Annotated in this window: 11 protein-coding genes; 4 read left to right on the top strand and 7 right to left on the bottom strand. The window is 50.8% G+C overall.

Features of this window, described 5'->3' with window-relative positions:
- Positions 1 to 7: 7 nt before the first annotated feature.
- Complete coding sequence (gene nhaA, locus J0M34_01650) at positions 8 to 1,159, bottom strand: Na+/H+ antiporter NhaA (GenBank protein ID MBN8542950.1); 1,152 nt, start codon at positions 1,157 to 1,159, stop codon at positions 8 to 10.
- Complete coding sequence (locus tag J0M34_01655; GenBank protein ID MBN8542951.1) at positions 1,156 to 2,334, bottom strand: YbdK family carboxylate-amine ligase; 1,179 nt, start codon at positions 2,332 to 2,334, stop codon at positions 1,156 to 1,158. Before J0M34_01655 ends, nhaA begins: the two co-directional genes overlap by 4 nt.
- Before the next feature lie 133 nt (positions 2,335 to 2,467).
- Here J0M34_01655 and era point away from each other — a divergent pair, with 133 nt between their 5' ends.
- The 4 genes from era (at position 2,468) to parC (ending at position 7,886) form a co-directional block, all read left to right on the top strand.
- Entirely contained in the window at positions 2,468 to 3,367 is a 900-nt protein-coding gene (gene era, locus J0M34_01660; GenBank protein MBN8542952.1) for a GTPase Era, read from the top strand.
- A complete protein-coding gene (recO, locus tag J0M34_01665) occupies positions 3,360 to 4,103 on the top strand; it encodes a DNA repair protein RecO (GenBank protein MBN8542953.1) in 744 nt (247 codons plus the stop codon). Before era ends, recO begins: the two co-directional genes overlap by 8 nt.
- 68 nt (positions 4,104 to 4,171) lie before the next feature.
- Positions 4,172 to 5,614, top strand: coding sequence for a hypothetical protein (locus tag J0M34_01670; GenBank protein ID MBN8542954.1), 1,443 nt, complete (start codon positions 4,172 to 4,174; stop codon positions 5,612 to 5,614).
- 49 nt (positions 5,615 to 5,663) lie between these two features.
- Positions 5,664 to 7,886, top strand: a complete 2,223-nt coding sequence (gene parC, locus J0M34_01675; GenBank protein ID MBN8542955.1) for a DNA topoisomerase IV subunit A — start codon at positions 5,664 to 5,666, stop codon at positions 7,884 to 7,886.
- A gap of 64 nt (positions 7,887 to 7,950) precedes the next feature.
- Here parC and J0M34_01680 read toward each other — a convergent pair whose 3' ends face one another.
- The 5 genes from J0M34_01680 to J0M34_01700 all read right to left on the bottom strand — a co-directional run bounded on the left by J0M34_01680 (position 7,951) and on the right by J0M34_01700 (position 13,922).
- A complete protein-coding gene (locus J0M34_01680) occupies positions 7,951 to 8,313 on the bottom strand; it encodes a hypothetical protein (GenBank protein MBN8542956.1) in 363 nt (120 codons plus the stop codon).
- An 11-nt stretch (positions 8,314 to 8,324) separates the two neighbouring features.
- The gene (locus J0M34_01685) at positions 8,325 to 10,160 is read right to left on the bottom strand and encodes a hypothetical protein (protein MBN8542957.1); all 1,836 of its coding nucleotides are present in this window, start codon (positions 10,158 to 10,160) and stop codon (positions 8,325 to 8,327) included.
- A 43-nt stretch (positions 10,161 to 10,203) separates the two neighbouring features.
- A complete protein-coding gene (locus J0M34_01690) occupies positions 10,204 to 11,280 on the bottom strand; it encodes a hypothetical protein (GenBank protein MBN8542958.1) in 1,077 nt (358 codons plus the stop codon).
- Positions 11,280 to 12,467 (bottom strand): hypothetical protein, encoded by a 1,188-nt coding sequence (locus J0M34_01695; protein MBN8542959.1) that lies wholly within the window; start codon positions 12,465 to 12,467, stop codon positions 11,280 to 11,282. The genes J0M34_01690 and J0M34_01695 overlap by 1 nt, the downstream gene beginning before the upstream one ends.
- A 138-nt stretch (positions 12,468 to 12,605) precedes the next feature.
- Positions 12,606 to 13,922: a hypothetical protein gene (locus tag J0M34_01700; GenBank protein MBN8542960.1), complete on the bottom strand. Its 1,317-nt coding sequence runs from the start codon at positions 13,920 to 13,922 to the stop codon at positions 12,606 to 12,608.
- Positions 13,923 to 13,934 lie beyond the last annotated feature (12 nt).

The following is a 13,934-nucleotide window of genomic DNA, read 5'->3' on the forward strand; positions in this document are numbered from 1 at the left end:
CCCCCAACTATCCCCGCGCCCATTTGAGCACCACAGCACCCCAAATGGTTGAAAGCAGCGAGCCGGTGAGAACACCGATTTTCACTTCGTCTTGCAGCGTGGGGTCGGTGAAGGCGAGCAGGCCGATGAACAGGCTCATGGTGAAACCAATGCCCGCTAATATCGACACGCCGTAAATATGTTTCCACGTAGCGCCTTCTGGCATGGATGCTAGGCCGCTTTTAATCACCAGCCATGTGACGCCGAAAATACCAATCTGTTTGCCGAAGAATAACCCCGCCGCAATGCCAAGCGGTAAGGGCGAGAGTGCGTCTTGCAGCGACAGGCCTTGCAGCGCAACACCCGCACTGACGAATGCGAAAAGCGGCATGATGCCAAAGGCGACATAGGGGTGGAGCGTGTGGAGCAACGTATCGACTGCGGATTTCCCCTCCGCCCCCTTGGTGGGCATGAATAGACCCGTCAGCACGCCTGCGATGGTGGTGTGCACCCCTGCTTCATGCAAACAGAACCAGAGATAAACGCAGGTGAGGATATAGGGCGCAATGGCGTTGACCTTGGCGCGGTTGAGTAGCGCGAGAATAGCAATACCAAGCGCGACGAGGCCGAGCGCCACCACACTTTTAATGCCGCTATAGAAAAAGGCGATAATCAGAATCGCGCCCAGATCGTCAAATATCGCAATGGCGAGCAGGAAGATTTTGACCGAAGGCGGCACGCCGCGCCCCACGAGCGTGAGTACGCAGATGGCGAAGGCAATATCGGTGGCGGCGGGGATTGCCCAGCCATGTAGATTTTCGGGGGTGCCCGCATTGATGCCAACGAAAATCAGGGCGGGGATTGCCATGCCGCCCAATGCAGCGAGCAGGGGCAGGGCGATTTGCTCGCGTTTGCTCAAAAACCCCTCGGCCATTTCGCGTTTCAGTTCCAACCCGACAACGAGGAAGAATATCACCATCAACACTTCGCTGACCCAATGGCTGAGCGGCCAGTCATACCCGATGTTGATGTGGTAATGGATGAGGCCTTGGTAGCCCTCGGCGAGGAAGCTATTGGCCGAGAACAGTGCCAGTGCGGTCGCGGCGAGCATGATGATGCCACCTGCGGATTCGAGTTTCAGGAATTCGCGTAAAACGTTGGGTGCAAAACGAGTAATCATGTGTCTGTCCATGGGGGTTGGCGGTTCATAAATTCATCTACCGTGAGCTTGACCACTTCTTCAAGCAATTGGGTCTCTTGGAATTTCTTACGCTGACGCGAAGAACTGTTGCCGTGCTGGCTGATGGCCAGAACGTCTTTCAGATACTCCTCATAGCCGAGCTTTTCAGCGTAGGGTTTTACGCGCTCGACCCACTCAGCGATGTCTTCGCGCACGTGTTTCAATTTACCTTCGCTATTCATTACAAGCTGTGCCTCGAGCCCGTGGCGCATGACGCGCCATTTATTTTCACGGCTTAGCCAGCGCGGCGGGTAATTCACCGACTCCAGCCAGCTGCCGTTATCTTTAAACCAGTGAGAAAGGCTATGGATGAACGCTACAATCGCTAGGGCTTCACGCAAGGTGGCGGGGCCGTCGCATACGCGAATCTCGAGTGTTCCAAAATTCGGGCTAGGGCGCATGTCCCACCACAAATCCTTCATCGATTCGATGGAGCCGCACGCCTTGAGTGTATGATAGAGATGTTCGAATTCGCGCCAATTGCGTACGTGATAGGGTTGGCCAGCCGTCGGCAATGCTTCGTAGGTCGTGGGGCGGCAGCTTGCCAAGCCCGTATCGGTGCCTTGCCAGAAGGGAGAACTGGCAGAAAGCGCCAATAAGTGCGGTAGGAAATTCATGAAGAAATTATTGTAGCGGATACAATCATCCCCTGATTCCATGCCAATATGCACGTGCAGGCCGTAGACCGTCATACGGCGGGTAAGCCATTGGTTGCGGTCAATCAGGCTTTGATAGCGCTCCCCAGCCGCAATGATACAATCGGAATATTTCGCAAAAGGGTGCGAGCCAGTGCTTGAAAGATGGATGCCCATGCTTTCTGCAATCGGTACGAGCTGTCGCAGCGTATCGCGTAAATCTTCTTCAGCTTCATGAACGTCGTTGCACTTGTCGGTGTTTATCTCAATCGTGCTAAGATAAAATTCAGGCTTCACCTTCTTGATTGCCGCCGTAGCGGTCAGTAATTCCTCGGCACGGGAAGAGAGATTATGCGTGGTTGGGTCAATCAGTTGGAGTTCTATTTCGACTCCCAAGGTCAGTATGCCGTTACTGATGAAACTGATCTCGTCTGTCTTGGTTGAGAATTTCTGCATGAGTGGGGAGACGACGTCCCACATATGCTCCCATGGCTTCGTTACGATGGCCTACCTCCTGTGAAGATTACATCAGTTGCGCATCAAACATAGGTGTATGAGCCTCAATTACAAGCATTTACGTTGCCGATGTGGGCAATTCCCTTATAGTTGGCGTATGAAACCAGAAACACGATGCGGATTTGTGGCGCTGATTGGCGCGCCAAATGCCGGTAAATCAACACTGCTCAACACGCTTGTTGGTGCGAAAATCTCTATCGTCACGCCCAAGGCGCAGACGACGCGTTCGCGCATCACGGGTGTGTGCATTCATAACAACGCGCAATTAATTCTCGTCGATGTTCCGGGAGTGTTCCGCGCCAAGCAGAAGCTTGAAAAAGCGATGGTAGAGCGCGCATGGGGCAGCGCAGGGGAGTCGGACATTGTCCTGTTCATGCATGACGTGAAGCGCCCGCCCGATGATGAGACCGAGCAAATGTTGGAGCAGGTGAAAAACTCTGGCAAGCCGCTTTATCTGGTGCTGAATAAGGTCGATATTCTGGAAGATAAGGCGAAGCTTTTGGAACTTGGCACGTGGTTTAATGCGCGCGCGCCGTTCAAAGATATTTTTATGATATCGGCGCTGAAAAAAGACGGCATTATTGATGTGCTAGAGGTCATGGCGCGCGAGGTGCCCGTTGGCCCGTGGCTGTTCCCTGAGGACGAGTTGACCGATATTCCCGTGCGCTTCATGGCGGCGGAATTTACGCGTGAGCAGTGCTTCCTGCGTCTGCGTGAAGAGCTGCCCTATACGTTGTTTGTGGATACAGAGGAATATAAAGAGCGTGCCGATGGTTCGGTGGAGATTCGCCAGATCATCGTGGTGCAGAATGAACGGCAAAAGATGATTGTGTTGGGCAAAGGTGGTGCGCAGATAAAAGAAATCGGCGCGGCAGCGCGTCAGCAAATCAGCAGAGCATTGGAGCAGAAGGTGCATCTCTTCCTGTTTGTGAAGGTGCGCGAGGACTGGAAAGACAATCCTGAAACCTACCGATTATTAGGCCTGAGTCATGGTTGAATGGCGTGACAGAGCAATTGTATTAGAGGCAGTGAAATTCGCTGATAACGACGCGATTGTAACGGTGCTCTCGCGCACACATGGTATTTATAAAGGTATCTGCAAAGGTGCGCTCAGTAAGCGTAACCGTGCGGATATGGAGTGCGGGAATATCGCCGAGGTGCATTGGAATGCGCGTTTGCAGGAGCATCTGGGCAAGTTGCAGCTACACATCGAAACAGCGATTGTGGCGCGGGTGATGGCCGATAGGCTCAAACTCACTACGCTTGGTGCGCTTTGCTCGTTATTGAAATCGACGCTGCCTGAACATGACCCGCACCCGCAACTCTATGATGCGGTCGAGGGATTCTTAAATCACATGGCCGAAGCTGCTGAGCCGTTTGAATGGCTTTCGCATTATATAGCGTTGGAAGTGCGCTTGTTGGAGGAGTTGGGGTTTGGCCTCGACTTATCCGAATGTGCGGCAACGGGGGTGCGCGAGGATTTGACCCATGTATCGCCCAAATCGGGCAGGGCAGTAAGTGCCACTGCTGCCGCCCCTTATGTAGATAAATTATTGCCCTTGCCCGAGTTCCTGAAGGACGAAATGACGGGGTCTAGCTGGGCAGAAGTGGCTGACGGATTGCGGCTGAGCGGCCATTTTATTGAGCACTGGCTGCTGAGTGCGGTGGATAAGCCCTTATCCCCTGTCCGCGCCCGTCTGGGGCAGCAGGTGGCGCGCCTTACTGAGGCATAATCTTCATAAGACTGTCACATTCCTAAGCGTAGTTTTTGCTATGATGAGGGTAGGGAAAATTACGTTTTATGACTGAACCAGCACCAACAACTACAGAGTCAGCAGCGCCAAGCGCTATTGAGGCTTATGTAGATGCCTTAATGGCATATAACCGTGCTGTTTATGTCAATTCTCCTGAGGTGGCAGCTACCATTACGAATACTGCTGATAATCCAGCTAGAGACGTTGCTAACCGTCAGATGTTTGATGCCCTAGATGGTGTCTTAGACAATTATACGTTGCCTGCTGGTTCGGCTGATTTAACAGAAGTTCCGCCAGAATTTGCTGGCAAACTACTTGTAAATCCACCGATGACAGAGCTTCAAGCGTTGAATAATGTGATTAGAGCGCGCCGCGATTTGGTTGCTGCAGAAGCAGCGCTTGAAACGGCGAATCCTGATTCGGCTGAAACGATTATTTCAGTATTGAGCGCCAACGCACGTGAGCGAATTCTGAATCTTGAGGGTGCAATTGTTACCCCTGGTGATCGCATTGGTACCTATGACTCGGCCAACGTTGAGCGTAACCATATGGTTCTCGCGGCAGAGCGTTTGCACGAATTGTCATCGGAGACGATACCAGATGCCGACGCAATTGCCATTTTGAATGGCTGGATCACTAGAGCAAAATTACCTGCGAATAGCGTATTAAGTGGCCAAATTACTGAAGTACTTGCGCGTCTTAATCTTGGTTCATTGGATGCATTTACGGTTACGAGCGCGAATCTCACGGATGCGATTAAGCTGTTCCAAACCGTCAATAGCCTCACAGTAACAGACGGCACACGTAACAATGAGACTGTACTCAGACTGCGCGCCGAGCGCACGAATTCAGAAGTTGCGGCTAACCAATTTACGAATAATTTGCTTGCAGGTATCCAAGGTTTTGGCCCCACTAGCCGTGGCCTCATTGATAGTGCTGGCAGCGCGATTGCGGGTCTTACTGGTGGTTCGCCACCTAATCCGCCAGCTAATACCCCATCGCAAAACAACGACATCTTGCAGGGCATTTCTGAGTTCTTTGGTGGTATATGGGAAAGCATCACTGGCATGTTCAGTGGTGAAGACGGCGAAGGGCTGAACATGGGCTCGATCGCGGGTGGTGGCGTTATTGGTGCGTTACTGTTTTTTGTCGCGGGTGCGTTCGGTCCTATGGGGCAGTTTGCCCAGTGGCCACTGGCAATTTTGGGCTTTTTCATGGGCGCTAACATGGGCAGAGATTGGGGTAGGGACGGTGATAGCGGTTCCCCTAGTGTTTCTGCGTCATCAGGTGGTGTGCCCCCACGCGTAGATAATGCCCAAATTGCGGCAGCCCTAGCTGCACCAAGCATTGAAGCATTGGAACGTGCACGTGACGCACGGCCAGATACCCCTGTCACGGAGGGCCTAGAGGCCCCTCTGCCTGAAGGCCCAACTCGGTTAGCTTTAGTGCGTTCTGTGACCGAAATTGGCAATACAGTTGTACAAACTTAACGATAGTTTTTCTTGCATTCACTAGGATTTCCGCTAGTTTCCCGCCCCTATGGCGAAACCGCAAACACCTGAACATATCGAGAATGTCGAATTCAAAGACGCGCTTGGCGAGCGTTACCTTGCCTATGCGCTTTCGACGATTACGGCACGTTCGCTGCCGGATGTGCGTGACGGCCTGAAGCCTGTTCACCGCCGCCTGCTTTACGCGATGATGCAGCTACGCCTCGACCCTTCGCAAGGCTATAAAAAATGCGCCCGTGTGGTGGGTGATGTGATTGGTAAATACCACCCGCATGGTGACACGGCTGTCTATGACACCATGGTGCGCTTGGCGCAGACATTCAGCGTGCGCTATCCGCTCGTCGATGGTCAGGGGAACTTTGGTTCGATCGACGGCGATAATGCGGCCGCAATGCGTTATACCGAAGCGCGCATGACCGATGTTGCCATCGCGCTGATGGAAGATCTGGATTCGGACACCGTTGATTTCCGCCCGACTTATGATGGTGAGGATAAAGAACCCATCGTGATGCCTGCGGGCTTCCCTAACCTGCTTGCCAACGGTGCTGAGGGTATTGCCGTGGGTATGGCGACATCCATTCCGCCACATAATATCTTGGAAATTTGTGACGCGCTCTCGCACCTTATCAAAAGCCCTGAAGCGCGGATTGAAACGCTGCTCAAGCATATTCAAGGCCCTGATTTCCCAACAGGCGGTTGGATTGCTGAAGCGACAGAAACCATTGCCAATGCCTATAACACAGGTCGTGGTTCGCTGCGCGTAAGGGCGAAGTGGAACAAGGAAGTGCTGAGCCATGGGTTATGGCAGGTCGTGATTACCGAGATTCCGTATCAGGTTCAGAAATCGAAGCTCATAGAGAAAATCGCTGATTTGTTCCGCGAGAAGAAGCTGCCTCTGCTTGGTAATATCCAAGATGAATCGACCGATACGGTGCGCATTGTATTGGAGCCGAAATCAAAAAACATCGACCCAGCATTGCTCATGGAGTCGCTTTATCGTGTGACCGATTTAGAGATTCGTTATGGTCTGAACCTGAACGTCATTACCAAAGACGGTGTGCCGAAGGTGATGAACCTGCGCGAGCTGTTGCAGGCCTATCTTGACCATCGCCATGAAGTATTGGTGCGCAAGAGCGAGTTCCGCCTCGACCAGATTTCGCGCCGTCTTGAGATTCTCGAAGGCTTGCTGATTTGTTACCTGAACCTCGACAAGGTTATCAAAATTATCCGCGAGGAAGACGAACCTAAGCCTGTGCTGATGAAGAAATTCGACCTTACGGAGTTACAGGCTGAATCGATTCTGAACATGCGTCTGCGCCAACTGCGTAAGCTTGAAGAAATCGAAATCAAGAAAGAGCACAAAGCGCTGAAGGAAGAACAGCGCAGCTTAAAAGCGCTCTTGAAAGACGAAGATTTGCGCTGGCAGACCATTGGCGACGAAGTGAAAGCGCTTAAGAAGCGTTTTGCTTCGGACAAAAAGCTCGCTGGTCGCCGTTCGGAATTCACCGCGCCACCTTCGGCTGCCGTGATTTCGGTCGAAGCATTCATCGAAAAAGAGCCAATCACGATCGTGTGCTCGAAGCTGGGCTGGATCCGCGCATTCAAAGGCCACGATGATCTGGGCGAAGTGAAATTCAAAGAGGGCGATGAGGCACGTTTTGAGCTGAAGGCTAAAACCACCGACAAGCTGCTCATCTTCGCAACCGATGGTAAGTTCTACACGCTCGGCTGCAACAATCTGCCAGGTGGCAAAGGCCATGGCGAGCCTGTGCGCCTGATGGTGGATTTGGAAGCAAATCAAGATATCGTCACCATGATGGTGCATGAGCCAGAGCGTAAGCTGTTGCTGGCTTCGGATATTGGTAAGGGCTTCTTGGTCGAAGAAAAAGACATGCTAGCACAAACGCGCGGTGGTAAGTCCGTCATGCAGTTACCGGATGGTTCGAAGGCGATTGTATGTGCCGAAGCCAAAGGCGACCATGTTGCTGTTATCGGCACGAACCGCAAAATGCTGGTATTCCCGCTTGATCAAGTGCCAGTGATGAAGCGCGGGCAGGGTGTGGCACTTCAGAAATATAAAGGCTCGAAGCTGAGTGACGCGAAAGTATTCACCATGAAGGAAGGCCTAAGCTGGCAATCTGGTAAGCGTGAATATTCAGAATCAAACATGAAGCCATGGTTGGCACAACGCGCAGGCCAAGGCAAAATTCCGCCAACGGGGTTTCCGCGTAGTAACTCCTTCGGAGAATAATTGAGTTCGCTCAAGCGCCGCTGAGGCTTACGCCCTCAACGGGCTTCGATGCGTCGGTTTTTGGTTAAGCTGCTTGAACGGTGACGGCGTCTTTCGACATGCGAATCGAATAGTGATTGCCTGACGTTACCAAATTAGCTGCGCCATCAAATCCTGATACCGTTTCGGCCAATTCGTAAATCGCCATGCGTAGCGCGCCTGCGCGTGGGTCAGACGGGTTTAGATGAATCTCAATCGCGTCGAAGGTGTAGGCGTCGGTATAGGGCAATACATTATCGTTGCTGATGACCACTTCTTCCAAACCATTAGCGCGAAACTTATCTTGAACAGACTCAATCGCGCTTAAAATGCGCGGGTCGATGATGATGGTGCCTTTTTCGGCAGTACCTTGCGGTGATACAACGCGAACGGGAAGGGTAAGTGGCATAACATCTCCTATTAGGCTATGCGCGAACCAGGGAAACGCACAGTGATAGTGGTGGTCTGGTCAGGCAATGTCTTAATTTCCATCGTTCCTTGGTGAAGTGCAATCAAAAGTCGCGCCAAGGCCATGCCAAGGCCTAATTGTGTGTTCTGAGGTGTTGCATCAATTGGGATGAAGCTGCTGGCCGCGCGGTTCTTGCGGCGCTCACGGGCATTTGAGGAATACGCAAGTACGACCAGCATATCGCCACCCTTCATGGTGGTGCTGATGCGAATCACATCGCCTGAGCTTAGTTGTGGTGCTGCGAAATTCAGAATGTTTAAGATAAGCTGCTTGATGCGCAATTCATCGGCGCGGATTTTGGGGAGCACATTGTTGATATCGATCGTTGCGTCGATACCGTAGGTGCTGCGCTCTTTGAAGATACGCACGCATTTTTGAAGGGCAAATTGGATATCAATCTCTGCTTCGTTAAGCGCGATAAGCCCTGTCTCTGCTTCGGAGATGGCTTTAATATCCTGCAACATGGCCAATAACTGCTGGGCTTGCTCGTAAATATCGGCGGCGTGCTGCTGGTAGCGAGGGTTGTTGATAGGGCCAAAATGCTGGTCTTTGATGGTTTCGATTTCTTCCAGAATCAGTTGCACTGGTTCGCTCAATTCTTGGCCAACATGCGAGAAGAAGTCGGCTTTCACTTGATTGGTTAGTGTCGCTGATTCCTTGATTTTGATGAGCTCAAGATTCTTAAGGCGCAGCTCGCTTTCGATGCGCTTACGTTCTTCGATGTAGTCGTGCATACGCTTGATCTCGAGGGCGAGTTGGTAAATCTCCAGAGGCCCAGATTGTAATTCTGCGCTGAAAGCCTCACCACGAACGATGCTTGCTGTATCTTCAGTTAATTGAATGACGGGCTGAATAACGCGTTTACGCACAGTGTAGAGAACGAATAGTAAGAATAATGCGATGACCAGCAACTGCGTCAAACGGGGTAGCACTACGCCCCAAATGCCGCCTTTTGCCTCAGGATTCTGTGATAGAAAAATAATGAACGGGAATTGGCTGGAAACCTCGAAATAACGAAATGGCGTGCCTGAATCCATGAGGGTTGGGCGCGAAAGCAGCCCACTTTTTTCATTCTTGAAGTCAATGTGCGTGAGTTTTTCCAGATCGAAGCGCTTGCTGAAGAATGCCTCGTCGTCTGATACTTGGGTAATGAGGGATAGCGTGAGATTGGTAATCGCGTATTCAATGCTGGCAACGCGTACGGCACTGCTAACGGAGTGGGTAAGTTGTTTTACGTCCAGCGCGAGGGTGACTGTGCCCATGAATTCGCCAGTCTGATTGGTAATGCCGATACTTAATGGCAGCACCCATTTTTGTGAGACGCGCCCTTCAACAGGCCTTCCGACATGGACTTTCCAAGGTTCCGAAATCGCTTTTTTAATGTAATCGCGGTCGGAGACGTCGATTGCTTTTTTGAGTATGCCCAAATTGCTGGAGACGCGCATGCCCTGCGTATCATCCGCCCAACTGAAGACGTTGTTGCGTGTGTAGCCGCGCTTACCAAATGAGCTAAATAGCTGGTTGATGGCTTCAAGGCTTTCTGCGTCATTTGCTAAAATCTGCCGTGCCATGGATTCAAGAATGTAGGAGCCATTCTCGATTTCTACAATCAAGGCGCGATCAATGCGGAGTGCTTCGCTTTCCAGCTCCTGCGCTGTTTTTTCGACATGTTCTTCGAAGGTCTCGTAGGCTACCCACGCCGAAACTAGAATAAAAATAAAGACAATGAATAGCGATAGCAGCGTAAAGTCGCGATGTAGCGAAGGTTGTGTACGAATGCCTAGCATGAGCTATCTATAGGTTTTTTAGGTGGTTATGCCAAGCCCGACGTTAATTGGCTGGGCGTAATACGGTTTGTTCTGCGGCCTGTGTGCTTAAACGCTCAACGCTTGAGACGCTCTCGACCTTGACGCGCGGAAGTTTGGGCTCGTCCTCGCGCTGTACATCGCTGGTAAGTGTAGCGGTTTGCTGTGCTAGGGCTTTAGGTGCTTCTTTCTCATAGGCTGCTGCCGTGAGTTTCTCAGTGCCTTGCTTATCAAATATAGGCGCTAAAACACGCGTCGAAATAAAGAGGCCTACCGAAGTGATGACGGTGTAGATAGCGTCTGTTCCGAGGTAAGATAGCACACGTGTTGACCAGTGTTTATCCTCGGTATTGAGGTCGCGCATGTTATTGCCGAGGCCTTTTTCCTTGGCAATTTGTTTGTCTAATGCAACTGCGTTATCAACGCTTTCGGTTAGGCTTGGCTTGAGTGTGCGGCTACTCCAACGGCCAAACATAGTGCCCATGGTATCAATTGAAGTATTCAGCTTTTGGGATATCCATCCCTTGTTTTGCCCAATCAGCAACCACGACGAAATCGTGGCAACAAACGCAACCACTCGGCTATAGCCCACGGAAGCCCATGTCTGCTTAGGTTGTGAGTCGATAATTTTATGCGCTTCGACTATTTCGGGATCATGCTCAACCGCATCTTTCCCATAATAGATGTTGGCATCCAAGTATTTTACGATGGGTGCTTTATTATCCTCAAGTATCTTGACACCCGTCACCGTCATCAACGATCCACCAAGGAATAGCGTGCCGATATTCAATATCGAGCGAGCACCATTCTTCATGTATGGTAGTTTTGAGACGGCTTCGACGGCTTTATCAAAGTAGTTGCTGAGCGGCTTAGTGTCGCGGATGAGCCATGTCATGAAGACGCTAAGGCCCGTGACGCCGAAGTAGCCCAAGCCTGTGTAGGTCAGGTCATTGAATAGTTTTTCGCCTTTAGTGTGGGTTTTGAAGCCTTCGCTTACAGCGTTACGCTCTTTCGCCTTTTTGAGCGCGCGTTCACGAGCCTTGGAAACCTCTTTCTCGGCTTCTGATTCAATGCGGCTTTTCACTGTTGCGTTCTCAGCCATTAGACGTGTGCGACCTCCGACTGCTGTTGTTCTAAGCGTGCATATGGTTGAACATTTTCAACGCGGTTCTTTGGTTTTTCTGTTTCTGCTTCAGGTGCTGCATCCAGTTGGTCATTGTAGCGCTCTGGCAATACAGGATTAGCGGGATGGTGCGATGGGCGAGGGGCATCGGGATTTTGCTTATCACGGTCGCTCGCAAATACTTTGGATGTTACGTAGAATAGTCCTGCCAGCACGCCGCTTACCATGAAGATCAGGCCGTATTTCTTACCAAAGCTGGCGATTTTTCCTTCATGCTGTAATCCGTAGCCATGGCCTCGTTTTACAGCATTCGAGCTCAGTACATCGAATTCATATGGCTTGTAGGTGTTACCGACATCATCCACTGTCTCGAATGCTTTTGCGGCAGCAATGCGTTCCCCTGCGCCAACATCATATTTCAAAACATTTTCGGAGAAGACAGCAAGCTTCCTGAAGACGCTGGTGTTGATGCGCTCAAGGCTTGACCAATTATTGAGTGGGTTGCCTTTGGAGAATAGCTTGGTGCTCCACGCGTCTTTTTCACCAATCGCAAAATGCATAGCGATGGCGGATATCACAGTTACCAGGCGGCCTTGCCACAGTGAGCCCCATGATTGTTGTGGCTCTTTATCCATCGCAGCGTGCTTGGCGGATGTCTCTGGGTTATCGAGTGCTTGGCTACCATCAATCATGACGTCTAGCCCACGCACGACTTTAGCTTTACGGTCTTCGAGATAGCGAATAGGGCCGACCATCGTGTGTCCGCCCAACGTCATCACGAACATTGTGGCTGCGGTTGTAATCCACGATGATTTACCTTTGATATTTTTCTGCGCAACGTTGAATGTTTCGTGCAGCTTTCTGACAGTAGGTTCGTATAAGCGGTTTAGTTTTCCGCCTTTCTCAAGCATCTGATCAGCGATTTCACCAGAAACAAATTCATTCGCGATCCAACCAAAGCCGCCATAGGTCAACCAATCGAATGTTTTCTCACCTTTGGTTTTGCGGCGTTTACCGTCTGCATCATGCGTGATGGGGCCGCGCGCAACGAAATTATATTCGTTGCGAGTAGATGGCACGACAAGCTTTTCATTCGACGTGCGCGCGCTCTCGTGCGCGTCAGCGTCTGTCTGCTTATCTTGCGTTGTTTTTTCTACTTCTTTCATTCAGTCCATTACTTTCGGCCACGCGCAACACGCACGTCTCCAGCCTTGAATTTACCATGTTTTTGCAAGTGCGAATGTGAAGGTTGTGTGAAGGTTTTGAGTGGTTTAGCCCCGTTTTATGAACGGAGATTTAAGCCACTAGTTAGAGCGCGCTGCCCGTAATTCATGGGCGGCAACGCGGTCGTGATACGAAGCTTGTTCAATGCGTGTGCTTGGCTCATTCTGGCGTTCAGCAGGCATCTCGGCCTTGTCATAGCCATAATTGACGCGCGGAATGCGCTTTTTCTCGATTTCTGGGTGTGGCTCAGCATTTTTGGGGGTGTATTTCATCCCTGGAATGAAGCCTAATAAGTTTAGCACGGGGTGAACGGCGGTTGCCGTGATGAGGGTGTAAAGTACATCCATCGAGATGTATTTTGAAAAGTTCTGCAGGGGTTGATCGTAATTGTTGATAACGTCCTTGCTAGGTTTTCCGTGTTTCGCTGCCTCGAGGAATGGTTTGCCAATTAAGGTCTTTTCCGCTTCCACTAGCGTTGCTTTAGCTGACTCACTCCCAGCTTGAGCTTTGGCGACTAGGTTAGTATCTGCGAGATCGTGCGCAGCGCGTTTCATTTGGTCATTTGACCAACTGTAATCATGCTTCGAGAAGAATTTGACAATGCCTTTGCTCCAAGATTGCGGAAGCATTCTATTGATGACAGTGCCTATTTCTGTACCGATGTTGCCTGCAATCGGATTAACGCCGGGGAACTGTTCTAATGCGTTACCCACATAATTTGCTGCTTTGCTGCCCGCTAAAGGCTTTATATCGCCAGCCTTAATCGCTTTACCAAAGCCATGAATAAAATTGCCTTCACTGCCGATGAGTCGGCTTGTGCCCATAGTCAGTGCCATTGTACCAAAGCGTGCAGTCACAGCACCTAAAAGCGTTGGTCTTTTTTGAGCGTCTAGGATTGCATAGCGTTCGGCGATAACGGGATTATCTTCGGGATGTTCGCCGTATTTCTGTTTATCGAAGTAGCGCACGATCGATGATTTGTATTTTTCGCCCAACCACACCGAGGGAACCATGATGGCAAATCCAGGCATCAGAAGTGTTACAACTTCCGCAACCGCGTGTGAGCGCTTGCGGGCTTCCTCATAATTTTTATTGGAGAGCCCTTTGAATAAAGGTGTCTTCGTCAGTAGCCAGTTACCCAGATTTGTCTGAATTTCAGATGGGCTGTGGTTAACATTCAGGCCCTTAAAATTGATGGGCTTGATTGGGCCGATATTCAATTTGATCTTGTTGTGCGAATGTGCCGCCCAATAAGAGAAGGCAGCCGATGCAGTAAGATTGAGCCAGAAATTAAGCGCAGAATTGAAAATCGCGTGATGCGTCTTCTCGCCGTGGGTTTTGAAATCCGCGGGGGCTAAACCATTTTTATTCGTTTTCTGTTCTTCTTCGACGTTCAAGAGACGGTATCC

The organism is Alphaproteobacteria bacterium (assembly GCA_017302575.1).
Classification (GTDB): domain Bacteria; phylum Pseudomonadota; class Alphaproteobacteria; order Rickettsiales; family UBA3002; genus JAFLDD01.

What these genes read in the sequence shown, in the direction of transcription:
- parC (MBN8542955.1), top strand. Translation starts at nt 5,664, where the DNA reads ATGGCGAAACCGCAAACACCTGAACATATCGAGAATGTCGAATTCAAA.
- nhaA (MBN8542950.1), bottom strand. Translation starts at nt 1,159, where the DNA reads ATGATTACTCGTTTTGCACCCAACGTTTTACGCGAATTCCTGAAACTC.
- era (MBN8542952.1), top strand. Translation starts at nt 2,468, where the DNA reads ATGAAACCAGAAACACGATGCGGATTTGTGGCGCTGATTGGCGCGCCA.
- J0M34_01670 (MBN8542954.1), top strand. Translation starts at nt 4,172, where the DNA reads ATGACTGAACCAGCACCAACAACTACAGAGTCAGCAGCGCCAAGCGCT.
- J0M34_01680 (MBN8542956.1), bottom strand. Translation starts at nt 8,313, where the DNA reads ATGCCACTTACCCTTCCCGTTCGCGTTGTATCACCGCAAGGTACTGCC.
- J0M34_01655 (MBN8542951.1), bottom strand. Translation starts at nt 2,334, where the DNA reads ATGTGGGACGTCGTCTCCCCACTCATGCAGAAATTCTCAACCAAGACA.
- J0M34_01695 (MBN8542959.1), bottom strand. Translation starts at nt 12,467, where the DNA reads ATGAAAGAAGTAGAAAAAACAACGCAAGATAAGCAGACAGACGCTGAC.
- J0M34_01685 (MBN8542957.1), bottom strand. Translation starts at nt 10,160, where the DNA reads ATGCTAGGCATTCGTACACAACCTTCGCTACATCGCGACTTTACGCTG.
- J0M34_01690 (MBN8542958.1), bottom strand. Translation starts at nt 11,280, where the DNA reads ATGGCTGAGAACGCAACAGTGAAAAGCCGCATTGAATCAGAAGCCGAG.
- recO (MBN8542953.1), top strand. Translation starts at nt 3,360, where the DNA reads ATGGTTGAATGGCGTGACAGAGCAATTGTATTAGAGGCAGTGAAATTC.